At 58.6% G+C, this 25,176-nt stretch carries 14 protein-coding genes; 8 read left to right on the top strand and 6 right to left on the bottom strand.

Translation table 11 applies throughout. The features are described 5' to 3' along the window. Positions 1-69: 69 nt before the first annotated feature. Positions 70-474, bottom strand: coding sequence for a hypothetical protein (locus tag BLO49_RS16885; RefSeq protein ID WP_139159726.1), 405 nt, complete (start codon positions 472-474; stop codon positions 70-72). 199 nt (positions 475-673) lie between these two features. Here BLO49_RS16885 and BLO49_RS16880 point away from each other — a divergent pair, with 199 nt between their 5' ends. Then, on the top strand, positions 674-1,915 hold the full coding sequence (locus tag BLO49_RS16880; protein ID WP_090650662.1) for a sigma-54-dependent transcriptional regulator: 1,242 nt from the start codon (positions 674-676) through the stop codon (positions 1,913-1,915). Positions 1,916-1,955: 40 nt separating this feature from the next. Beyond that, the gene (locus BLO49_RS16875; RefSeq protein ID WP_170828383.1) at positions 1,956-3,119 is read left to right on the top strand and encodes a sensor histidine kinase; all 1,164 of its coding nucleotides are present in this window, start codon (positions 1,956-1,958) and stop codon (positions 3,117-3,119) included. Here BLO49_RS16875 and BLO49_RS16870 read toward each other — a convergent pair. Then, the gene (locus tag BLO49_RS16870; protein WP_090650659.1) at positions 3,116-3,919 is read right to left on the bottom strand and encodes an IclR family transcriptional regulator; all 804 of its coding nucleotides are present in this window, start codon (positions 3,917-3,919) and stop codon (positions 3,116-3,118) included. The genes BLO49_RS16875 and BLO49_RS16870 overlap by 4 nt on opposite strands. 458 nt (positions 3,920-4,377) lie before the next feature. Between BLO49_RS16870 and BLO49_RS16865 the strand changes: the two genes are divergently transcribed. The 3 genes from BLO49_RS16865 to BLO49_RS16855 are packed head-to-tail and all read left to right on the top strand — an operon-like array spanning position 4,378 to position 10,121. Further along, positions 4,378-6,585, top strand: a complete 2,208-nt coding sequence (locus tag BLO49_RS16865) for a WD40/YVTN/BNR-like repeat-containing protein (protein WP_090650658.1) — start codon at positions 4,378-4,380, stop codon at positions 6,583-6,585. A gap of 28 nt (positions 6,586-6,613) precedes the next feature. Further along, positions 6,614-9,067, top strand: a complete 2,454-nt coding sequence (locus tag BLO49_RS16860; protein ID WP_090650656.1) for a glycoside hydrolase family 2 TIM barrel-domain containing protein — start codon at positions 6,614-6,616, stop codon at positions 9,065-9,067. A 7-nt stretch (positions 9,068-9,074) separates the two neighbouring features. Then, positions 9,075-10,121: an alpha/beta hydrolase gene (locus BLO49_RS16855; protein WP_170828382.1), complete on the top strand. Its 1,047-nt coding sequence runs from the start codon at positions 9,075-9,077 to the stop codon at positions 10,119-10,121. Positions 10,122-10,163: 42 nt separating this feature from the next. Here BLO49_RS16855 and BLO49_RS16850 read toward each other — a convergent pair whose 3' ends face one another. Together BLO49_RS16850 and BLO49_RS16845 are read right to left on the bottom strand one after the other, a co-directional pair. Continuing rightward, a complete protein-coding gene (locus tag BLO49_RS16850) occupies positions 10,164-11,756 on the bottom strand; it encodes a GH39 family glycosyl hydrolase (RefSeq protein WP_090650655.1) in 1,593 nt (530 codons plus the stop codon). Positions 11,757-11,873: 117 nt separating this feature from the next. Then, a complete protein-coding gene (locus tag BLO49_RS16845) occupies positions 11,874-13,745 on the bottom strand; it encodes a glycoside hydrolase family 97 protein (RefSeq protein WP_090650653.1) in 1,872 nt (623 codons plus the stop codon). 457 nt (positions 13,746-14,202) lie between these two features. Between BLO49_RS16845 and BLO49_RS16840 the strand changes: the two genes are divergently transcribed. Further along, positions 14,203-16,245 (top strand): glycoside hydrolase family 2 protein, encoded by a 2,043-nt coding sequence (locus BLO49_RS16840; protein WP_170828381.1) that lies wholly within the window; start codon positions 14,203-14,205, stop codon positions 16,243-16,245. 26 nt (positions 16,246-16,271) lie between these two features. Here BLO49_RS16840 and BLO49_RS16835 read toward each other — a convergent pair whose 3' ends face one another. Then, positions 16,272-17,597, bottom strand: coding sequence for an alpha-L-fucosidase (locus BLO49_RS16835; protein ID WP_090650650.1), 1,326 nt, complete (start codon positions 17,595-17,597; stop codon positions 16,272-16,274). A gap of 29 nt (positions 17,598-17,626) precedes the next feature. Beyond that, positions 17,627-19,213 (bottom strand): alpha-L-fucosidase, encoded by a 1,587-nt coding sequence (locus tag BLO49_RS16830; protein WP_090650648.1) that lies wholly within the window; start codon positions 19,211-19,213, stop codon positions 17,627-17,629. Positions 19,214-20,015: 802 nt separating this feature from the next. Here BLO49_RS16830 and BLO49_RS16825 point away from each other — a divergent pair. Both BLO49_RS16825 and BLO49_RS16820 read left to right on the top strand, forming a co-directional pair. Further along, positions 20,016-23,441 (top strand): TonB-dependent receptor, encoded by a 3,426-nt coding sequence (locus BLO49_RS16825; protein ID WP_090650647.1) that lies wholly within the window; start codon positions 20,016-20,018, stop codon positions 23,439-23,441. A gap of 183 nt (positions 23,442-23,624) precedes the next feature. After that, the gene (locus BLO49_RS16820; protein ID WP_090650645.1) at positions 23,625-25,115 is read left to right on the top strand and encodes a tryptophan halogenase family protein; all 1,491 of its coding nucleotides are present in this window, start codon (positions 23,625-23,627) and stop codon (positions 25,113-25,115) included. Positions 25,116-25,176: the final 61 nt, after the last annotated feature.

Raw genomic sequence — 25,176 nt, 5'->3', positions numbered from 1 at the left:
GGCAATTGGAAACCCTGGGAGCCGCAAGGCGCGTCTGGTCAACGAGCTTAATACAGGTTTTGCGGTAAGTTAAGCCACCAGGGCCTGTGCAATGAAGGATTGGCTCAGGCGGTTTGCGGCCGCTGCGACCTGTGCCCGGCACTCTTCCAGAGACGGCCCGTTACGGCGCTTGACACAGGACGAAACAAGAAGAGCGACCAGGCTCGTGCCCTGGAATACCGGGGCGTAGACATCTGTGACGTCAGGCAGGTTGGGGTTCGGCTGCTGATCGGCCTTATATGGCTGATCAGAGATATTGTTTCCGGCATCCTGAACCTGGTAAGCCATCCCTGTTGGCATGTTGACATAGAAAGCGGCCGACGGAACGCTCTGAAGCCTGACATGGAAGCTGCCTTCCTGACGCACGACAAGCTGGCAGGACTGTTGCAGGGCCTCCGCGAGCTGATCCATAACCGGCATTGCGTACTCCGTCATGTCCTCGCATGGCGCATCCAAGACAAAAGCACTTCTTTGGGTCATCATCATGTGGCTTCCTCCGCGTTGTCCGTATCTTTGTTCTTTTTTACAGTTTAGCGGATTTTCAAAAATAAGCTAAGGCGTCAATTTTATTTGACTTTTTCCCAATTTGAGTGAATTTTGACTCACCAAGTGTCCGAATTGTCCGGAATCGTACATGCCGCAAACGCATAAAACCCTGCTGTTTATCGATGACGATGCCGATGTCCTCAAGACGGCGGAGTTGTTGCTTAACAGGGCAGGCTATACCCTCCTCACGGCTGGTTCGCCGGGACAAGCCTATGCGTTGTTGTCTGCACAGGCCGTCGATTTGATCCTGCTCGACCTCAATTTTTCCCAGGCACAGACCTCGGGGGAGGAAGGCCTTGCCAGTTTGCAGGAGTTGCGTCGCTATGCGCCGGGCGTACCCGTGCTGGTCGTCACAGGTCACAGCGGATTGACCGTGGCTGTTCGCGCTCTGAGGGCCGGCGCCACGAATTTCATCATGAAGCCGTGGAGCAACGAAAAATTCATCGCCGCAATCGAAGAGGGACTTGGGAAGGGGCAGCGAAACCCGAGTGCAGACATCGGTCCGATTTCAGAGCCGTCACCGGTTTCCGACGCGAAATTCATTATCGGTGACACCGAGGCCATGACACGTATCAAGGCGCTGGTGGACCGCTACGCGCCGCTGACGGTCCCGGTTTTATTGTCGGGGGCACCAGGAACAGGAAAATCGCATATCGCCCGCGCCCTGCATAACCGCTCCGGGCGGGCGCATCTCAAAGTGGTTGACGCGTCATCGATCTCGACGATTGCGCCCGAAGAGTTGCGGGACGCTACTCTGGTTATTGAAGCGATTGAAAGACTCGATGCCGGCTTTCATCAGTCCTTGCTGGACTGGTTGCCAGGGTTTGAGGGCCGTAATGTGCGTGTGGTCGCTACCTCAGTGAGAGGGCGCGGCGACATGGAACTGCCGCGTGGTCTCGTTTATGCGCTCAGTACCCTTGAAATCAATCTGCCTACCCTGGCGGAACGCACTGGCGATATCGGTATACTGGCCGGGCATTTCGCCAATCTGTGCGCCTACAGGCAAAATCTGCCTCACCGCGCCCTGACGCCGGAAGCTATCGCGCATCTCAAGGCGGCTGTGTGGAGCGACAATCTGCACGCTCTGCGCCAGGTCATGGAGCGTGCGGTTGTCGGAACGGACGGGCCGGTGCTGGGGCCGAACGATCTGCACATACCGTCAGTGCAGGACATTGATCCTCGAACCACGGCCTCAAGTCTGGAAGCCACGGAAAAATTCGTTGTCGAGTCCGCCCTTAAGCGCAACAATTTCAATGTCTCCAAGGCGGCTGCCGAACTGGGCGTGACACGACAGACCCTTTACCGCCGAATGAGCCGCCATGGTCTTTAGGGGCGTGATCCTCAGATTACTGTGCGTGGCAGGCGTTGCGGTGACCGCGATCCTGGCATTCACGTCGGCGCGTGATCAGATGTGGGCCAATATGGCCTTGTGCCTTCTGGGGCTGGCAGTCAGCACAGTTATGCTCTTGGCCGCCCATGAGATCGGTAGGCGCGAGGACAAGGTGCCCGCCGAGGATCGCAGTCGTCCCGAACCGCCACCGCAAACCCTTTCGGCCCTTCTGGATCAGGTGCCGGTGCCATTGTTAAGGTCCGTGGAAGGTGAGGGCTATTATGCTTTGAACCTGGCCGCACGCCGACTTTTTCGGGTGGATGATTTTATAAGCGATCCTCCGCCGGCGCTGGTGACGGCGGTGATGCGTGCGGAAAGAGGGGCGAGGTCCTCGATCCGGCTTTTTGACAGCATCTATGCCCTGGGGGGCAGCGAACTGTCTTTTGAGAAACGCAAGGAACGGTTTATCAGCCTGACGGATATTCAGGCCGAGATGCGCATAGCGGAGGCCACGGCCCTGGGGGATACCTTGAGGGTCATCAGTCACGAAATCATGAATTCACTGACGCCGGTCGCCTCTCTCGCCGAGACGGCACAGCACTACCTTGAGGGCGAGGCGCCCGAAGACCTACAGTCCGCCAGGGAAGCGCTGGCCTTGCTGGAGCGACGCGCCAGGGGGCTCAAGCGGTTCGTTGAGGGATACCGCTCGCTGGCGCGTTTGCCGAAGCCGGAGTTGCGTCGCGTTGATGTTTCAGGGTTTGTCGCGGATGTCGTGCGTGTGTTTGAGCAGAGCGCCGTGGCTAAAGGCGTAACGGTTACGTTGCATATGGACGAGGGGGCGCCGTCCCTGGAAATGGACGAGGCCCTGATGGCGCAGGCGGTGATCAACGTCCTGACCAATGCGGCCGAGGCTACACGCGATAATAGCGGGCCGCGGCGTGTGAACATTGCTCTGCGGCGTGTGGATAATGATACGGGTATTGTGATTGCGGATAACGGCACCGGGATAGAGCCGGCGATGCGGGACCGCATTTTCCATGGCTTCATAACGACCAAACCGGAAGGCGCGGGTATAGGTCTGTCCCTTGCCCGCCAGATCGCGCTGGCGCATGGTGGTGACCTGCGGTTGACGGAACACTCAGAGCCCTGGTCTTCGGAATTTTTGTTCAGGCTTCCCGGCAGTAAGAGTATGGCGGATAGCTAGAAGGTTTCCCGCGGTGTCGCGCCCAATGCGTTCGACAGGGAGGTGCAGGTGTCAACCAGGGCGTTCGCGCAGGCTTCGACGCTGATGCTCAGCTTGCTGCGGATGTACGGTATGGTGACGGCGGCAACCAGACCGCGATCATTGAAGACCGGACAGGCGATATCGGTAATGCTCTCCGAATAGGTGCTTTGGGCGATGAGAAAGCCGTTTTCCCTGGCGCGTATGGCGTGCTGTTCAAAACGGGCCCATTCACTTTCGGAGACGGTGGGCTGCAGGGCCTTTCGCCAGGCCGCCTTGCTCGTCGGATTCTGGAAGGCGTACAGTACGGTGCCTGCGGTCGCCTCGACAATCTCCTGGCGATAGCCGACACGTACATGAAAGCTGGGAGCGGCCGGCGCATCCATCTGCCCGATGACGACAACCTGGTCATCGGAGGCGACGACGATGTGCGTCGCCTGCAAAATCTCATCGCTTAGCGCCCGGATCGCGGGAATGGCGTAGTCGAGCAGATTCTTGCTGACGCCCCGGGACATGCCGAGTGAAAACAATTTGTTCGTCAGTTCGTAGCCGCTCTGGTTTTCGGCCATGGCAACGTAACCGCGGTGTTCGAGTACCGCGATCATCCGGAACAGTTCGCTGACGGAGCGATTCAACTGCTCTGAAATTTGCCGGGGCGGCATCGGTTTGGGGGAGGCGGCAAGAAGCTCGACGATATCCAGCCCCTTTTCCAGGGCCGGGGCACGATACTTCAGTTCGCTCTCCTCCGTGTCGTCCTGAACAGATAGATTTAGCTTCGCCATGATATGCCTCTGTGTGCCTGCGCAGTGACCTTGAGAATAAAAGTCTTACGACGTTTTCACAGGTATGAATGAGTCTTACCAATCGCAATCATATATGAAAAGAAAAAATAACGTCAGTGGAAAAGAGTAATCCGGAAAAAATTACCGGCATATTGAATTAATTTTGGCGCCTGCACAGGCATAGCCCGGAATGTGTGCGCGAATGTCAGGATCGTTCGACCGCTTATCAACTATCCGCATGGTTTTGTATGTAAAAATGTGTTTTACAATTGAAGCTATTTGTATGTAATATCATTATATAAGCGGGTTTCGAGCAGGGCAAAACCGTCTCGTCTGATGCAGGTGTGTCAAAGAGGCGGCGGGCACAATCGAAAATTTTTCCGGCTTTTATAATAATAATGGCAGCGAGGCAGACGATGAAACGCATAGGCTTAAGTGCCCTTTGGGGTGCGGCTCTGATGGCTTTGATGACGGGTGGTGCCCTGGCGCAAACCTCCACAGTTAAAAGCGTGCCCTATGTCTGGGCCACCGCGCCTATGGGCGGCGGCGGGTTTGTCGATGGCTTCGTCTATCATCCGAAACAGAAGGGGCTGCTTTACGCCCGCACCGATGTTGGTGGCGCCTATCGCTGGGACGGCGCCGATCAGATATGGATTCCGCTGCTGGACGGGATGAACAGCGCCGACGATCTGGGGGTTTTCAGTCTGGCGCTAGATCCTGAAGACGTGAACAAGGTCTATATCGCCACTGGCCTTTATACCGGTCAGTGGGCGGGCAATGGCGCGGTCTGGCGTTCGAGCGACCGGGGTCAGACCTGGGCGAAAACCGCTCTGCCGGTGAAGCTGGGCGGCAATGAGGATGGGCGCAATACCGGCGAGCGCTTGCAGGTCGATCCGCACAAGGGCGATATCCTGTTCCTCGGCACGACGACGAGCGGCCTGCTGAAAAGCGATGACGGCGGCAAAAGCTGGAGCAATGTGTCTTCGTTTCCGGAAAAATATATCAGCTTCGTGCTGTTCGATCCGGCGTCGGGCCAGGATGGCGCTGCGACGCCGACCCTTTATGCGGGCGTGAATGCGAAATCCGGCCTCTATGTCAGCCACGACGGCGGGGCTTCATGGCAGGCCGTCAAGGGCGCGCCGACCGGCTTTATGGCGCATCACGCCGCCTTCGATGGCGATGGCAAGCGCCTTTATATCGCCTTCGCCGACCGGCCCGGTCCAAATGACTGTAAGGAAGGCGCGGTATGGCGCCTCGATACGGCCAGCGGCAACTGGACCGACATCACGCCACAAAAGCCCGGCAATGGCGGACCAGGCTTCTGCTATGCCGGGATCAGCGCGGCGGGCAGCGCGCCGGGTACGCTGGTGACCACGACTCTGGACCGGTGGTGGGGCGGCGACACAGCCTATCGCAGCACGGACGGCGGCGCGCACTGGACCGATCTGGGCGCCGCCTCGCATCACAGCGCCGACGGTTTTCCATGGATGGAGGTCAGCCGCAACGGCAAGGAGGCGATGGGGCACTGGATGTCCGACATTGAGATCAATCCGTTCGATGCGAATGAGGCGGTTTACGGAACCGGCGATGGATTGTGGATGACGCAGAACCTGACCGACGCCGACTCCGGCAAGGCTGTGGCGTGGCGCTTTGCGGTCGATAATCTGGAGGAAACGGCGCCGCTGGATCTGATCAGCCCGACCGCCGGCGCGCATCTGATCGCGGCGGTCGGCGATGTCGGCGGCTTCCGCTATCTTGACTTTGGCGCCTCGCCGCCTGCCGAAGGCGGCTATTTTCAGCCCGCCGCCGGGACGAATCGCTCGATCGATTTCGCTGAACTGAATCCAGGTCTGGTGGTGCGTGTTGCCGATGGCGATGCGGCCAAGACCCACGCGCTGATCTCGCTCGACAACGGCAAGACCTGGTCGGATATGCCGTCGTCACCGCCTATCATCAGCCACGACGCCGATGGCTGGTATACGCCGGGCCGCATCGCCGTGTCGGCGCAGGGCGGCCAGATGGTCTGGGTGACCGGCAAAGGCGATGCCTATTATTCGCTGGATCGCGGCAAGTCATGGACGGCCTCCAAGGGCTTTCCGCAGGTCAAGGGGCGGACCTTCCCGGTTTTTTCGGACCGCTCGACCGAGGGCGTCTTCTACGCCTATGATGCCAGCGCGGGCGCCATGCTGGTCAGTGCTGACGGCGGCGCCAGCTTCAAGGTTTTCGCCAGTGGACTCCCGGTGATCGATCCGTGGCGTCCTGCGCCCAAACCGCGCGCCGCACCTGGACGCTTGCGCGATATCTGGCTGCCGACGCCGCAGGGCCTGTTCCATTCGCCAGATCCCAAATCGCCGTTCAAGCAGTTGCCCGATATTTCCGAGGCTTCGGCGGTCGGCTTCGGCAAAAGCGCGCCCGGTCAGACCTATCCGGCGGTATATATGTGGGGGCGTTACAAGGGCGTCTGGGGGATATTCCGCTCTGATGATGCCGGCGCGTCATGGGGCAGGATCAATGACGACGCGCACCAGTATGGCGGCGGCATGGGCGGCCAGGTTATTGGTGATCCCCGTCAGTTTGGACTGGTCTATATCACCACATCCGGCCGCGGCGTTGCCCTGGGGCAGCCGGCTTCGGACCTGAATCCTGCGCAGCAGGCGCAAAAGTAATTCATGAATATCTCTGAAAGGAAAGATTGTGCTTAAATTCACGTCCTCCGCCAGCGCGCTTATTCTGGCCGCACTGATCGCCGCGCATCCTGTGGCGGCCAATGCCGAGCATCTGAACCTGTCGCAAGGCTGGAGTGTGCATAAGGGGGATGCCGTCGGGGCCAATCAAGGCAGCTATGACGACCGAGGCTGGACGCAGGTGGTGGCCCCGCATGACGCCTCGATCATGGATGGCCCGGACGGCACGCCCTTCGATGCCAAGGCGACAGCCGGGCAGGATTCCGGTTATCTGCCAGGCGGTGTGGTCTGGTATCGCAAACATCTGAACCTGACCGACGCGCAGGTAAACCAGGTGGCGAAACTGAACTTTGAAGCCGTTTACATGGATGCCGAAATCTGGGTCAATGGCCAGTCCGTGGCCACGCATCGGTACGGATACACCGCCTTTTCAGTCGATCTCACCGGCAAGCTGCGCGCGGGCGACAATCTGATCGCGGTACGCGTGAATCATGAAGATCCGTCGTCGCGCTGGTACGCCGGCACTGGACTGATCCGGCCGGTGTCTCTGGACCTGCAGAACTGCGTCCATATCGAACCGGAAAGCGTAGCGATCACCACCCCGGTGGCGACGCCGCAGACAGGTGAGGTGGTGGTTGCGACGACCATTGCAAACTGTGCCGCAAAACCACAATCCGTGGAACTGGTCAGCGAAGTGGTGGCGGTGGATGGAAAGGTGGTGGCGCGTTCTGCCATGCCGATCTCTGCCTCGATAAAGGCCGGCGTTCCATTAACGCAAAAACTGACCGTGTCGTCACCCGCCCTGTGGTCAACGGATGCGCCCAACCTCTACACGCTGGTTCAACGGGTTCGCATCGATGGCGCCGTCGTCGACGAGCGCCGCACGCGCTTCGGCATCCGCACAATCAGCGTCGACGCGGTCAATGGTTTGCGCATCAATGGCCAGCCGGTTCGCTTACGCGGCGGCAACATCCACCATGACAACTATATGCTGGGCGCGGCAGGTTTCCACGACGCCGACACGCGCAAGGTCGCGCTGATGAAGGCGGCCGGGTACAACGCCATCCGCAACGCCCACAATCCTGCCAGCCGGGCTACACTGGAAGCTGCCGACGAACTGGGCATGCTGGTGATCGATGAGGCTTTTGATGCCTGGAACAAGGACAAGCGTCCGAAAGATTACGCCCGCTTTTTCGCCGACAACTGGCAGGAGGACATCACCAGCCTTGTGATCAGCGGGCGCAATCACCCCAGCGTCCTGTTCTGGAGCATCGGCAACGAAATCCCGGAAAGCGGCACGCCGTTGGGTGTCGAAACCGGCCATAAGCTGACCGCTCTGGTTCGCAGGCTGGATCCGTCGCGCCCGGTTACGCAGGCCGTCAATGCCGAACCACCACTGGACGACGCGCAGTTCGCGACGAGCGATGTGGCCGGTTATAATTACCACCCCTATCTATTTGCAGGCGATCACGAAAAATTCCCGAACCGCGTCATGTTCACCTCGGAATCGACCTCGAAGGACGCTTTTCAATACTGGCGGCCGGTGGAGACCATGCCGTGGGTGATCGGCGACTTCGTCTGGACGGCGGTGGACTATATCGGCGAAACCGGCATTGGCTGGATGGGCTACAGTCAGGACTGGCAGAAGCTGGGGCCCTATCCGTGGCACCTGGCCTATTGCGGCGAGATTGACGCCATCGGCCGCAAGCGCCCGGCGGCCTATTACCGCGAAGTGTTGTGGAAGACGGGCATCGACCCGATCTCGGCTTTTGTACGCCAGCCGGACGGGACAGAAGACCTGCCCGACCGCCACCTGTTCCCGATCACGCCGCCGCATCTCGACTGGTCGCTGGATGACGTCCATCCAAGCTGGACCTGGCCCGCTCAGGAGGGCAAGGCGCTGGAGGTCGATGTCTATTCCGAATTCCCGCAGGTTGAGCTGTTCCTGAATGGCAAGAGTCTGGGCCGCAAGGCAGTCGGCGTGGACAGCGAATACAAGGCCATCTATGCCGTCCCCTACGCGCCTGGCAGACTGGTCGCGGTCGGCTATCGCGACGGACGCGAAGCCGGGCGCTGGGAACTGCGCACCGCTGGCGATCCCGCTTTGGCGCAATTGAGCAGCGACAGGACGCAGATTCGGGCCAATGGCGAGGATCTGGCCTATGTCAATCTCAAGCTGGTCGACGAGAACGGTACGCCTATCTATGCTCGTAGCGGTGATCGCAAGGTGACGGTGCATGTATCGGGTGCTGCGACCCTGGCCGGGATCGGCAATGGCAATCCGATGGACGCTTCAAGCTTCCAGTCGGGCGTGCGGTCCACCTTCCACGGCCAGCTCGCCTTCGTGCTGCGCAGCCTGAACCAAGCGGGCGAGATTCATGTCGAGGTCGAGATCGAAGGCCTGCCGACGCAATATCTGACGCTGAACGCTGTTTCGGACACGGCGGGGCAGGGAGATAATTAGGATGTTTATGAAAGCCATTGCGACCCTGACGCTTACTATGTGCCTGCTGACGGGGCTTTCGACGTCAGCCGCACTGGCGGAGACGGCGCAGGCGCCAGCCGGGGCGCATGTCTCCGTCGAGCAGGTCGTCGTGCATAGCCCAGCGCTGGAAGGCAATCTGGAGGGCGAAACGCCCGATCGTCAGGTGATCGTCTATCTGCCGCCGGATTATCGGCAGAACCCGGACAAGCGCTATCCGGTGATCTATATATTGCACGGCTACAACATGACCGCGCCGGGCTTTGCGGGCCTGTTGCAGGCGCAGAGCGGGCTGGACGGCGCCTATGCGCAGGGCCTGCCGGGCGTGATCGTGGTTCTGCCCGACACCCAGACCCTGCACGGCGGCTCGATGTATTCCAACTCGGTCACAATCGGCGACTGGGAAGGCTTTATCACCCACGATCTGGTCGCCTATATCGACAGCCATTACCGCACCCTGACTAACCGCGACAGCCGGGGGCTGGCCGGACATTCGATGGGCGGCTACGGGTCGACGCGTCTTGGCATGAAATATCCCGATGTTTATGGTGCGCTCTATATCATGAGCCCGTGCTGCCTGTCCGTGCGCGGCGCGCCGCCGCCGCAAACCGCCGCCGCCGTCGAGGCCGTACAGTCTCGGGATGGTCTGGCTGCGCTCGATTTTCTCGGCCATGCGACCTTTGCTGTGGCCGCCGCGTGGTCGCCGGACCCGTTGAAGTCGCCCTTTTACGCCGATCTGCCGACGCAGAAGGGCCAGGTCGACCGGACGGTACTGGATCGCTGGGCCGCCAATGCGCCGCTGGCCATGCTGGACCAGTATATGTTCAATCTCAAGCGGTATAAGGCCATTGCCATCGATGTCGGCGACCGCGACGACTTCCGCTTCGACGCGCAGATCCTGCACCAGCGGATGCAGGACAGTGGCGTCGCCAATCGCTTCGACATCTATCCGGGCGATCACGCCAGCGGCGTTGCGGATCGCTTTCAGCACAATCTGCTGCCGTTTTTTGCCCAGGCCCTGACGTTCACGAAGTAGGCTTATTCGGGCGCGGTGGTCGGCGCCGCGCCCGTAACCTGATCAGGCTTTCGGCGTCAGCCGCGCCAGCACGATGTCGTTGCTGTTCATGGCCAGTTTGACCTGCGCCTTGCCGTCGCTGCCCACCTTGAGCGTGCGCTTAGATTCCGGGCGGTCGAGCGTCAGCGCCTGCAGGTCACGGAGCTGATCCGGCGACAGAGTCGCCGGCGCGCCCATGGCGATATAGGCGCTGTAGGCGTCGTTCTTGCGATAACCGGTGCGCTGAATGCTCAGATCATAAACACCGGGCTTCAGGCCCTCGAAGGCGAGGTCTAGCGGCTGCGACGGCTTATTGGGCACGAGCTTGCTGAAGAAGGTGCCGTTGCTGCGGCCCTTCTGGTCGGGCAACTGGAAGTCCCAGGCGACAACCGAAACGACCTCGTTATCGCGCGCCGCCCAGACTTGGCTGTCCGCGCAGGGGATTTCATTGCCCTGCAGGGCGTGCAGATATTTGTAGGCGAACCATGACGGCTTACGCACACCGTCTTTCGTCATCAGACCGAAGCCGCCCTCGAACGGTTTGGACGGCGGGCCGGGCTCCTCGAACAGGTCGGAATAGACCCAGTAGCTCATGCCCTGGGCGATGCCCTGAACGGCCTTCAGCTTGCTGAGGATATAGGGCGCGGCGATATAGGAATCGTGGCTGAGGTCGCGCGGATTGTAGCTGGTGCTCCATTCCGAGAAATAGAGCGGCAGGCCCGGAAAGGCGGAAGCCTCGATCTGAGCGCGCACCTTTTTGACATCGGCTATGATGGCGTCCGGGTTCTTGGACAGTTGCAGGTCCATCTTGCCTTCTTCGTCGAGATAACCGTAATCGACGCCATAGGTATGGGTGGTGATGAAATCGACGGGTGAGTTGGTGGCCTTGGCGTAGGCGAGGAATTCCGGCACCCACCCCGCGCCGGCGGTCGCCGGGCCGCCGACCCGCAGGTTGGGATCGATGGCCTTCAGGGTGCGGGCGGTCAAGCCGTACAGGGCGAAATAGGCTTCCTGGTCGGCATATTGCCAGAAACCGTCCAGATTGGGTTCATTCCAGACCTCGAAGAACCAGGAACGCACCTCGTCAAGGCCGTGCCGTTCGATCATATGCCGTGTGAAGGCGTCCACGAGTTGCTTCCACAGGTCGAGGCGAGGATGAGAGGTATTGCCCTTCCAGTAAAAGATCGTCTGGTCGGAGGTCTTGAGCGCATCAGGGGTGAAACCGAGTTCGACAAACGGCTTGATGCCTGATTTCAGCATGGCGTCATAGAAATAGTCGACGCGGGTCCAGTCATAAACCAGCTTGTCATCCTGGCGCTTCACCGTGCCCAGATCGTCCGCAAAGATATTGTGGAAACGCATGTAGCGGAAGCCCAACTCTTCCGACGCCTCTTTCAGTTGCGCCAGATTGGCGTCGCGGATGGTCGTGCCGGGAAAATCTGCGCCGACGGACAGGTCGAAGAAGCGGTCAAGTGGCTGCGTCGCCTGGCTCAGATCCAGCACGGCGCGCCGCGCTGTGGCCTTGGCGGCAAATGCGGGTACAGCCAGACCGGTCAGGGCGCCGGTCAGGGCGAGGCCGGAAAGCGCCGCCCGTCGGTTCAGGGAAGGAGGTGTCATGAAAACGCTCGTCTTTAAAGCCGTAAGGGTAGATTGCCTGATCAGAACGATTAAGCCACCTGCCGTCAAGAAAAAACTATAAGTGAAGTTAAAATTTAAATGTGAAATTTTAGGTGATTATTTTGGTGTCAAGACGACGACCGCGCCCCCGGCCGGCTTGACGTCGAGGCTCAGACTGCCATCGGAGCGAATCGTCTTCGGCGTTGAAACAACGGAATTAGCATCGGCGCCATCCTGCCAGATTTTCGCGGTATAGGCGCCCTTGCCAAGGAAGGTAAGCGGCAGGGTCACGGACCGGCCGTCGGCATTGGTCATGACACCGACATACCAGGTGTTTCCCTTGCGACGGGCGAGGGCGACAAAGGTTTCGGGCGTACCATCGAGGAAGCGCGTCTCGTCCCAGGCGGTCGGCACCGTTTTGATGAAATCGAAACCGGACTGGCCTTCATAGGCGGAGGGATCGTCAGAAACCATCTGGAGCGGGCTGTCATAAACGACATACATGGCCAGGGCCTGACCACGGGTCGTCTGGGTCATCGGCATGATTTCACGGGTCTTGTAGGTCTCCGGCGTACCGTTGTGGAAGCCGCCCGGCGTGTAATCCATTGGCCCCAGCAACATGCGGGTATAGGCCAGGCGGACATTGTGGGCAGGTGTAATGCGGTCCGAGAACTTGTTGTATTCAGCGCCCAGCACGCCTTCCTGGGTTATGTAGTTGGGATAGGTGCGTTCAAGCCCGGCCGGCGTATAGGCGCCGTGCATATCGAGCAGCAGATGGCGGCGCGCGGTCGCCTCGGCCATGTCATGGAAAAATTTGACCATTTCCTGATCATCGCGTTCAGTGAAATCGATCTTGATGCCCTTGATGCCCCATTTCTGGTAGGTATCGAGGACTTCGTCGATCCGTGGTGCGATATGCTGCCAATGCACCCACAGCAACAGGCCGACGTGCCGCTCATTGGCATAACGCACCAGTTCCGGCATATCGATATTGGGTTCGGGGCGGGTAATATCTGTTTTGGGGTCAGCGTTGCAGCAGGGCGTTGAGCCGTATGCCCAGCCGGCATCGATCAGGAAATAGGGAAAGCCGGATTCCGCGGCAAAGTCGATGAACCGTTTGAAGCGTTCCATGGTCGGTTTTTCACCGGCAGTCGGGCCGGACCACCAGTCCCAGGCGGCCTTGCCGGGTTTGACCCAGGAAAAATCACCGACGGGTTGCGTGGCCACATTGCCTATCAGATGGGATGAAATAAGATCGCCCGCCCGGTCGGCCATCATGACCACACGCCAGGCGCTGCTCAAACCGTCCGCCGAGGTCACGGCGACGCCGGCATCGCCAGGATGCGGGGTTAGGTGAACCTGAAAACCGTCGGGCCGCGCCTGAAAGGCACTGCCGGTATAACCCGCCAGATTGGATTGTGTAATGGCAAAGTGCGTGCGGCCGCTGGCAGAGGCACATACCACAGGCATATCCAGGGTTTTGGCGCTGTCAAGCTGCGACACCGGCACGGCGCGCCAGGTATTTTCATGCGAAGAGGTGTAATCAGTCACCTCGCACACCGGATCATAGGCAAAGCGATAGCCGGTCAGTTCGTCCTTTATGGCGTAGGCTTGGCCTTTCGGCAGGAGATAACGGAAGGCGATGCCGTCATTATAGGCACGGACCTCGATTGAAATCTGACGGTGCAGGCTTGTCTTTTCGCGGTAGGTGACAACCAGACTATTGTAGTCTTCGCTCGTTGACGCGGCTTTTGTAGCGATCAATGGCACCATGCGCTTGATATGATCGCGTCGCGCCTCAACTGGCAACAGATCGCTATAGCCGGCGGCATTGGCTGGGGTGATGCCCAGGGGGGAGGGGGCGATAATTTCCTCGCCACCGCGCTGAACCGTATAGTGTGAGCCATCCGTGGAAAGCTGTACCTCGATCGATTTGTCGGGCGATTGTACGAGAAAGGCCGACGCAGCGGCGAGCATAGCGAAAATCATGAATCCGTCCTGTAGTGTGCCGTTTGCATACGACCCGCCTGAAATCTAATGTTTATTATTGTCGCAGGTGCGGCTGATGCAACAGATCGGCTATCCCGCTCTTCGGCGATTTGACTGACAATTACCACACACGGCGTGGTCGATCACCAATTTTGTAGCATGAAGCAAATGTTTCACCAATTCACTTGTGAAAATAATATTTATATTTGACATAACAACGTGCCCGTTCTATGTCTGACATATCCATTCGCGGGGCTTCCCGGCTCTCCCACGCAATATAATGAGTCAGAATTGGCTCGGTGTCTGCTTCTCCCTGGAAAGGCGCCGATTTTACAACTGGCCTGCTCTCGCGGCGTGGCGCGGGAGACTTTTTTTATCTGGTAATATGGACCGCCCAACGCCAGCCAGGTTGAATGCGGTAAATGCGATGAGATCATCAATCAAGTCTCAGCTCGGCTTGTCCATAGCCGCATACGCACTCAGTCTTTTCGCCTGCCTGCTGACGGCTGCGAGTTACCCGGCTTTTGCCCATGAGGTCCGGGATGTTCTGGCTATTAACGCCAACTGGACCTTTCAGCGCGGCGGCACGCCCGGCGAGATGCTGGCGGCTGATCCATCAGGCTGGCAAGGCGTCAATCTTCCGCACACCTATAACGCAGTGGATGGGGATGACGGCAGTGGTTATTATCGCGGCCCGGCCTGGTATCGCAAAACGATTTCCCTGCCTGCCGCTTCTGAATTTACCCGGACGTTTATCGAATTTGACGGCGCGGCCGTGGTCACCGATCTTTGGGTAAACGGCGCTCACGTCGGGCAGCACAAGGGTGGTTATGCGCGCTTCCGCTTCGACCTGACGCCTTATCTTCGCGCCAGCGAGAACCAGTTGCTCGTGCGAACGGACAACAGCGCGTCGCTTCAGGTCGCGCCTCTCGGCGGCGATTTCACCGTTTACGGCGGGATCTATCGACCGGTCAGGCTCATCCGGACGCATGACATCCATTTCGACATGTTGGATTATGGCTCTTCCGGCATCGAGATCCGCCAAACCGAAGTCAGCGCACGACAGGCGAAACTGGCCTATAAGGTGAGGGTTTCCAATGACGGTTGGACCGATCGGGCCGTCAGGGTGCGGGTGCATCTGAAGGACGGCCGCAAGACAGTTCTCAGCCTGGAAACATCGCTCACCGTGCAGGCCGGTACCGTGGCCGTGGCCGACCTTGCGGGTGAACTTATAGCGCCGCATCTGTGGAATGGCGTGATCGATCCGCACCTTTATCAAAGTGAAGTAACGGTGGAAGACAACGCGCGCAGTCGGTTGGACAGCGCCACGATCGCCACCGGCCTCCGTTCAATTGTGATAAGTCCGGATCAGGGCGTCCTCCTGAATGGCCGGCCCTACAATGTCCATGGCGTCAATATTCACCAGACCATGCTGCCGGGACGGGGACCGGCCGTCACGGACGCCAATATCGACAGCGACTTTCACGCGCTGGAGGATCTGGGCGTCACCGGATTGAGATTTGCGCACTATCAGCACCCGCAGCGCGACTACGATCTGGCTGATGACAAGGGCATCCTGGTTTGGACAGAAGTCCCGTTTGTCGCCAAGGCGTCGCCGGATACGGGTTTTGAGGCCAACCTTCAGGATCAGTTGCGCGAACTGGTGCGGCAGAACAGGAACCATCCCAGCGTTTTCGTGTGGGGGCTTGGCAATGAAATCTATAGTGTTGATGCCGACAGCGCGCGATTGCTCGATGGTCTTCAGGCCCTTGCCCACAAGGAAGACCCCGACCGGCAGACGACCTATGCCAATTGCTGCGCGCCTATCGACGGGCCGCAGGCAAGCCATACGGATACCGTCGGCTCCAATGTCTATTACGGCTGGTATGACGGTCAGTTTGATGATCTCGGTCCCTGGCTTGACGCCAATCATGCCAAGCGCCCCGCAATGCCCGAGGCCGTAAGCGAATATGGCGCCGGTGCCAGTCCTTTCCATCAGGAAGACCCGCCGACGCGTCCGCAACCCGGATCGCACTGGCATCCGGAGCAATACCAGGGGCTTTATCACGAACGGGCCTGGGTACAGATCGCCCAAAAGCCCTGGCTGTGGGCCAGCTTCATCTGGTGCGGCTTCGATTTCCCTTCGGATGGACGCAATGAAGGTGATCATGCCGGCATCAACGACAAGGGCCTGATCACCTATGACCGGCGGACTCGCAAGGATGCCTACTTCTGGTACAAGGCAAACTGGACGACGCAGCCCATGCTTTATATCACCTCGCGCCGGGCCGTGACCCGCCATACAGCGGACGTAGCGGTAAAGGTCTACGGCAATGTGGACAAGGCCCGTTTGCGGCTGAACGGCAGGGATTTAGGCGAAAAAGCGCTTGGGAACCACATGGCGATCTGGAATGTTCACCTGACCCCCGGCAAAAACACCCTGTCCGTCGAGGGGGGGACGACCACGGACACCGTTACCTGGATGCTGATGTCCAAGTAGACATCGGCCCTCAAGGACTATGTTGATCAGGCAAGCCGCAGTTCGATGACCGTGACCGCCGGGCCGCGCGAGGCTGGCGGTACGGACAGAGCAAGACCGTCGCTGGTGGCGGACCACTTTAGCGTTTCACCCGAAAGGTTACGGACATCGACGATCTTGCTGGGCAGCGGGGGCAGCACCAGTTCGTCCTGCGGCCAGCCGACAATATGGACGAACACGCTCTTGCCGGCCATGGTGGCGCCATAGACACCATCCACGGGCTGGAATGGCCCTGGTCGCGTGCCGTAAACGGCGCGGCCATGCCGTTTCAGCCAAAGTCCCACGCCGTTCAGTGTCTCGGCCTGCTTGGGTGGGATGAGACCATCACGATCCGGGCCAAGATTCGCAATCACATTGCCATTGCGCACAATGGCATCGACGAGCAGGCGCACGAGCTGATCCGTGGTCATGACGCTATCTTCGGGCGTATAGCCCCAAGCGCCATTATTGATGGAAAAGGCTTTTTCCCAGGGGCGGGCGCGGATAGGGCCGGTGATCGGGCTGGCCCCTTCGGAAATGTCGAAATCGCCCTGCCAGCCGGAACGCGGATTGATGACGATATCTGGTTGGTATTTTCGCACCATGCGGTTCAGCTTGTCCGGCTCCCAGAACCAGGCGGCGTCAGCGTCCGTGCCGGTGTGCGCCAGCCAGCCGCCATCCCACCATAGAATGTCGATATGGCCGTAGTTGCGCATCAGTTCCTCGACCTGGGCATAGGTCTGTTGTTTGAACAGGGCGGCGTTTTCGGGCATTTCCTTGGGATGGAAATAGGCAGGGAAACGCCAGTCGAGCGGCGAGTAATAGAGACCGACGCGCAGTCCCTGATGCCGAACCGCTTTCACGTAGGGCGCAATCAGGTCGCGGTGGGCGGCCGCGTGCATGGAATCATAATGACCGTAACTGGCCGGACTGTCCCAAAGCGCGAAACCGTCATGGTGGCGCGCCGTCATGACCATGTAGCGGGCGCCGCCGACTTTTGCCAGCCGGGCCCAGCTATCCGGATCATAGTGGCGGGGATTAAATTCCTGCGCGAGCTTGGCGTAGTCCTCCGGCGCAACCTTCTCGTTGAACATGTACCATTCGCCGCGGCCGGGAATGGCATAAAGGCCCCAATGGACGAAAACGCCGAACTTGGCATCGCGCCACCAGGCCATCTTGCGCTCCGGAAGCAATAGGTCGGGCGCAAGGGTCGGGTCGGCATTGGCCGTTTTTTGCGCGGACCGCTGCTCGTCCGTTACGGTCTGGGCCATAAGCGCGGATGCGGTGAAGGGCAGGGCCAGCGCCCCGGCGATCAGGCTTCGGCGGTCAAACATGGGTGTCTCCGAAAAAAAAGGGCGCGCGGTTAAAGGCTCAGTTTCAGCACACTGCCGTGTCGTGTCGGCAGGTTCGCAGGCATATCCACAACCAAAGCCTCGTCGGTTTGCTGGAAGGATACAGGTTTCGCTTGCCCGAGAAGTTTCACCTTCCGGACCGGTCGGCTGAGATGGCCCGCCTTGCGGCCGAGCGCGACGATCCGGCATGTCGCGCTCGGATCGCCAAGCGTAATGGCGTAGAGCGTATCACCCTTCGTCGTGAAGCGGATATCCTGGCCGGTATAGACATTGTTCTCCATGAAAGCGCCATCCGTGGTTTCGGTCGGGCCCTCGCCATAGATTTTCCACGGACGTGAGCCGTGGATCGCCTCGCTGTTGACCGACATCCAGGCCGCGAGTTCATCGAGCAGGCTTTGTGATTCGGGCGGCAGGCTGCCATCTGGGTAGAGCACGATGTTGAGCAGCAGATTGCCGTTCTTGCTGACGATGTCGGCCAGCATGTGGATGACGTCAGGCGCCGTCTTGTAGGTATAGTTGTCGCTATAGAACCAGTCGCCGTTCGAGGTGTCCGTCTGCCAGGGCAGGGGATTGATGCCCTTAAGAACGCCGCGTTCGACGTCCTGGACGCACATCTTACTGCTGTATTCGCCCGAACCGAATGCCTTGCAGTTATATACCGCCTGTGTCCGTCCATTCTTGTCTGCGGCGTTGTTATAGAAGTGCGACAGGAGCGAGCGCCCGACAATGCCGAAGGGCAGGCCGCCGTCCGAATAGAGCAGATCGGGCTGATAATTGTCGACCAGATCACGGATGCGATCGAACCATATCTGGTGATAGGCAGGGTCGCGCGTGTACCAGGTCTCGGTACTGCGATAGGGCTCATCCTTGTTGTCGTGATAAAGGTCGGCGAATCGCGGATCGGCGCCGTCATAGTTGACGCCCAGCTTCGGCCACATCTGATCGTACATGTGACTGGGGTAGAACCAGTTGTGGCTGGCGCCCAGATGCTCGGATACACCGAAGCGCAGGCCGCGTTTTTTCGCTGCGGCCTTCCAGGCGCCGACGATATCGCGTTTCGGCCCCATGGCGGCGGCATTCCAGCGGTGGGTTTTCGAGTTCCACAGATCGAAATTGTCGTGGTGGACGCCCATGCTGACGAAGTATTTGGCGCCGGCCGCTACGTATTTATCCATCAGGGCTTCGGGGTCGAATTTCTCCGCCTTCCAAAGGGGGATGATGTCCTTGTAGCCGACCTCGGATGGGTGGCCGTAGGTCTTAAGGTGATGATCGTAATGCGGATGCCCCGGAATATACATTTGCCGGGCATACCAATCGCCGGCGCGCGGTACGGCCTGTGGGCCCCAATGGGCCCAGATGCCGAACTTGGCGTCGCGGAACCAGTCCGGCGCGTGATATTGCTCCAGTGAGGCCATATCCGGGGCGAACGGCCCGGAAGCGATCGGCAGCCTATACTCAGCGGGCTTTTCAGCGGGTTTGCAGTCGCCGTCAGCGCCGGATTTTGTGGTTTCCTGGCCAAATGCCAGGGGAGCGCTTGCCAGGCCGACCGTCGCCAGGAGGGGGGCGCCCAGAAAGCTGCGTTTGCTTATCTTATTCATATTCCTACCTGCATGATGAGTGGCCGGCCGTTATCTTCTCTGGCCGTAGGTCTTGGCTTTATGTAACGTGAAGGCGTATGCGCATCAATAAAAATAAAATTCATTAGAAAAATTTGCGCGGCCATTTCGTACTGGCGCATCTTCCGGCGTAAAGGGTGGGGTAGGGGGCTTGAAGCATCGCTCATCGGGCAAGGTATTTTCACTGCCTATGATCGATGTAAGCGGTCGGGAATTCCATGCCTTACTTTTTAGAGCAAGAGCCAACTGGAAAGTGTTTCGCGGTAAAATTATGGCATGGGTATTTTACAGGCGATGTATGGAGACGGTCTTTCCTTCTGCATGTATTGTGCATAAATATGAATAAAATAAATTAGTTACATAGATTTTGGTCATCGGTTCCGTCTTAATTTCCCGCACCCAAGATCATTTCATAAGCAAAATATAAAATTATATTTGATAAAATTGGTGGAGGGTGTATTATCGTACAATAAGCTTAGTGCCTGAAGTCCTGTCAGGTTGCTGCGGCGCGTTTCGAGCAAGCTTGTGAATAAGGCGCAAATCGTCCCAACCGATTGTGCTTCCTCCCCGACTCCCTCGCTCCGCAGCGCGAGGGGCTTTTTTTCGAAATTTATGAAGCCAGCGCCTTGTGTCAAAGGCGCAACAATCATGACATTTCTTATATAAAATTAGATTTTATTGTTGAATTTAAAACACCAAGGCTATTATCTTACAAATGGCGGCCCGGCTGCCATGAAGAATAAAGAAGCGGCGACAGCGTCTGTTTCGGACCAGAGGGAAGAAAATGAAAAAGATCACGAGTAAAATTTTATTGGGCGCAAGCGTGTCGGCCATTGTTCTGGCGGCCACAGGCGTGTCCGCGATGGCGCAGGATGCCGCGGCCGGAAATGACAGCGCGCCTGAAGCCAAGGCGGCCACGGACGATACGCTCGTTATCGTTACGGCGCGTCGGAAGGCCTTGCAATCAGCCATCCAGATCAAGAAAAATTCGGACACGATCGTCGACTCGATCGTCGCCGATGAGGCTGGCAAGCTGCCTGACAATTCGATCACTGAAGTGCTTCAACGCGTGTCGGGCGTGTCGATTTCCCGTTTCACCGGGTCTAACGGAGGCAGCACCGCGTTCCAGATCGAGGGTACGGGTGTCACCGTGCGCGGTCTTCCCTTCAATTCGAGCATGCTTAACGGCCAGCAGTTATTCAGCGCCAATGGCGCGAGCGCCATCAGCTGGAACGAGGTCACGCCTGAATTGATGGCCGGTGTCGATGTCTACAAGGCGTCACGTGCTGACCTCATTGAAGGTGGTGCATCCTTGATTAATCTTCGCACCCATCTGCCCTTCGATTTCAAGGAGACGCAACGCCAGCTCACTGTCGGCGCAAGCTATGGCAGCCAGGTGGGCAAGGGTTCGCCCCGTGTTTCCGCCATGTTCTCCAAGCGTTTCGACACCAAATTCGGTGAAGTTGGCGTGTTGTGGGATGTGGCCTACAGCGCTCTGCACCAGCAGAGCAGCGATTTGCAGGTCGGCGCCATGTTCGGCGAATATGCGCCGACGTCCACGCGTGACGATCATCTGGCTTTTGTTCCCAGCTCGTTCAACTGGAGTACCAATACCAGCAAGCGTGAACGGTACGGCGCCTATCAGGCCGTTCAGTGGAAACCGAATGACAACCTGACGCTGACCAACACGGTGTTCTACACGCAGTACAACGACGATAGTTGGGGGAACAGCGGTGGCGTGGGGTCCTCCCCCTCGGCGGCGTCTGCCGTTATGCCCAATGTCGGCACCCCGGTTGAGTATGACGCCAACGGCGCTTTACGTTCGGGTAGCCTCACGGTAGGGTCCAGCGGTAATTCGGTCGATTGGTCGAACACGACCGCGAGCGACAGTTTTGTGTCGCAGAACAGTTGGTTCCCCACCTACTACAGGATGGATTGCGGCGGCGTCTTTGGCAGCCCCGCGTCGTCGCTTCAGTGGGACTGGTCGGCAAATTCCGGTATTGATCCGAACAATCCCCCTGCGGATTGGGATGGCAAGCGTCTGGTGCAGTGTGGCCCCGCGGGTACATTTAATCCGAGCGGCGGGGCGTCCGCTTCTCACGGCAAAAGTTCCACGCTCGATATATCGCAGAGCTTCATGTGGACGCCCACAGACCGTCTGGCGGTTCGTGGTGGTGTGCAATATGTCAGTTCCAGCTCGACCGGGGAACAGTTTTATGTTGGCCTGGCTCAGAGCAGCCAGTTGGTGACGTCAATGGACGTCGACCTGACGGGGTCTCTGCCAGTCTTGTCTGGTCTTTCCACAACTGGCCTGCTCGATAAAAGCAGCGCGTATCTAAGCAATTTCGGCTATCACAGACCCGATAATAAAGGGGAGATGGTCGCTGCCCACATCGATGTTGAATACCAGGTCAGCGATGATGGATTCCTGCGCAGCATCAGTTTCGGCGGTCGTTCCGCTACCCGTGACGAGAATGACGACTTTGTAGGGACCTATTGGGCGCCTCTGAGTCAGTCCTGGTTGTCGAATCCGTGGGGATCGCATCCCGGAGACCCGACTTATGGCGCGGGGAATATACTATATCTGACGAATACGAACGTGCCATCGTCAGATTATGAAATCGGCACCTTTAAGAATTTCTTTGGCGGTGAAGCGGCTGTTCCGGGCCAGCTTCTTGTCCCCAGCCAATCGCTCATGCAGAGTTATGATTGGTACCATTTGCTCTCGACCTATAACGGGCAGATCGCTAACGGGACCGCGGACGACTATTGGACGAAGTATATTGATCAGGGGCTGAACAAGACCAATAGCCACATCGCCACGAATGCGGTCTATATCCAGGCCAAGTTTGCGCACGATGGCTTCGGATTCATTCCGGCGTTCTCGGGTAATATCGGCATTCGTTCGTTCAGCGAAACCCTGCATGCGAGCGGTCTGCTGAACACGCCGAATGCCGCGAACCTTGCTCTAACCTTGCAGGACAGCCTGGATTACTACAACGCGCAGCAGGCGCTGGCGGCTGATCCGAATTCATCGCCGGTCTTCCCGACGCTCTATTCCTTTGTTCCGGGGTATAGCATGCAGACCCGCGATTACAGCTACCATCGTATTCTGCCTTCGTTCAACATCAAGTTCGACGTAACCAATAAGTTCATCATTCGCGCTGCGGCATCGAGGGCGTCTGCCCCGCCGAATCTCAATGATATCCGCGCGGGTGGTTCGATTTCCGCCAGATCGGTTTCTGCCGGAAATCCGCAGGCGCCTTCGATTCTCACAGGTGTTTCCGTTAATGGTGGGGGCGCAAATCTGAAGCCGACCATGATCAACAGTCAGGATATGACGTTCGAATACTATCCGTCGTCGTCCAGCTTCCTGTACTTCGATCTGTTCGCCAAGCAGGTCGAGGATCACCCGGTGTTCTATTCGTTCATCGCCAACAATCTGCCGATCCCGGCTTTGGCTTACGCCAATGGTGACACCCCTCCGGTCAACGCAGGGGATCCGGATCCGGGGACGCCGACGACGCTCGATCTTCCCTGGCTCTATCTGCAGAACAAGACGTCGGAGCAGAAGGCCTACATCAAGGGCTTTGAACTCGGTGGGCGTAAGTTCTTCGATAAACTCCCCGGTTTGCTTCGCGGGTTTGGCCTTGATGGCAACGTGACCTACATCGACAGCCGAAACCCTGCCCAGCAGGCCAACAGCGTGTTAACGCCTCCGCCCGCAGGCGGTTCTCTGCCGGGCCTCAACCCGGACGGCACGGTGCCTCTGACCTACTCCAAGCTCCCCTACGCCGGGTTGTCGAAGTGGGCCTACAACATCCAGTTGCTGTACAGCCGCGACGAGGTCAATTTCCGTCTGGCGTACAACTGGCGCGACAAGGCGTTGCTGTCGACCAACGTCAATCCGCTGTCCTATGCGACAAGCGGCGGCAATCCCTACACCCTCAACACCAGCCCGACCAACTTTGACAGCGCCCATTCCTATCCGGTGTACAACATGGTGCCTGCCTACATGGCCGCGGCCGGTTACCTGGATATGGGCTTTGACTACCGTGTGAACGACGAGATTTCCGTTTCCTTCAACGCGAACAACCTCACCAACACGAAGTCGAGAACGCTTCAGGAACCAGTACCTGGTGTGTTCGAGCCGTACGACTATAACGTCAGTGATCAGCGCTACGAGGTCACTATTCGGGCACGTTACTAACGGGCAAAGGGGGGCGCTTCATCGCGAAGCGCCCTTGCTTTTTCAAATAAAGTCTGGCGGCCGGATCATTCCGGCCGCTTATTACAGGGCACAGGCGCAGGCGGCTTGCCCGACTCCAAACCGTAAAGGCCTGAAGCCCCTTCGACAGACATGGCGTCGGGTGCGTTCACGGCGAGGTATGTTATGAATAGCGTACAGCAACAGGAAATCGTCATACTGGGTGGTGGCGCGGCGGGGTGGATCGCGGCCGCGCTGCTCGCCAAGAGGACGGATCGCCGTCACATCCGCATCACTCTGGTTGAATCCGAGGAGATCGGCATCATCGGCGTCGGGGAGGCGACGGTTCCGATTCTGACGCATTGCAACGCTTTGCTCGGCATTGGGGAAAATGATTTTATTCGCAGTACCCAGGGCACGTTCAAGCTGGGTATTGAATTTTGCGACTGGGGCGTTGCCGGAAACCGGCATTTCCACGCGTTCAGCGACTATGGTCACCACGTTGACAATGTATCGACCCACCATTACTGGCTGAGATTGCGGCAATCCGGCGATGAACGTCCGATCGATGACTACTCGTTCGCCTACGCCGTCGCGAAGAATAATAATTTTGCGCCTAGTGATCCGCAGAATTCGCGCTATCACCATGCCTATCACTTTGATGCCGCATTGTACGCCCGCTATCTGCGGGACGTGGCGACCGGGCTGGGCGTGCAGCGTATCGAAGGCAGGATGACGCACTTCGATCTGGATGGCGCCTCCGGCAATATTGCCGCTGTCCATCTTGCCGAGGGCGTTAAGGTTCCCGGCGACCTGTTCCTGGATTGCACGGGTTTTGCATCTGAATTGCTGGGAAAGGCGTTGGACACGCCGTTTGTTGACTGGTCGCGCTGGTTGCTTTGCAACAGCGCCATAGCGGCCCCATCGAAACGGACTGGCGCGCTGATGCCGTTTACGCGATCCACCGCCCACGCCGGGGGCTGGCGCTGGACCATTCCGCTGCAACATCGCAATGGCAATGGCATGGTCTATAATTCGGATCTCTGGAGCGACGACGCGGCGCGCGAGGCTTTGCTGGGAAATCTCGACGGCGAACTGCTGGCCGAACCACGGGTGTTCCGCTTTACATCCGGGCATCGCAAGTGGTTCTGGAACCGCAATTGCATAGGGATCGGTTTCGCCTCCTGCTTCCTCGAACCACTGGAATCAACCGGACTGCAGTTGATCGTCACGGGGGTGTTGAAGTTGCTTCGGCTCTTCCCCCAGAGGACCATCAACCCCGTTTTGCGCGACGAATATAATCGGATAACGACCATCGAGCTCGAGCGCATACGCGACTTCATCATCGCGCACTATTACCTGTCACGCCGGCCCGAACCATTGTGGGCGGCATCCCGCGACATCGAAATACCTGACAGCCTTCGGCACAAGCTTGAGATCTGGAAGGCCAGCGGGCAAATCGCGCTCGGTGATCTCGAGTCCTATATGGAGCCGAGTTGGCTCGCCATCCTGCTGGGCAACGGCGTCGTACCCGCGCGCTACGCCGTAGCGGCGGATCTCTATCCCTTGGAGCAGATCCGCAAGGGTATGGAAATACGCCGCGAAGAGATCATACGTTCGGCACAGGCGGTCACTTCGCATCAGGATTTCATCGACCAGTACTGCAAGGCTTCCTGAGCGGTGCGCCGCTATGCCGTTCGACTGCAGGGGCATGAAAGAAACCGTTTCAGTTCAGGAA

Origin of the sequence: Asticcacaulis taihuensis, from assembly GCF_900100255.1 — a bacterium.
Lineage (GTDB): Bacteria > Pseudomonadota > Alphaproteobacteria > Caulobacterales > Caulobacteraceae > Asticcacaulis > Asticcacaulis taihuensis.
This window is presented reverse-complemented; position numbering and strand designations above follow the sequence as displayed.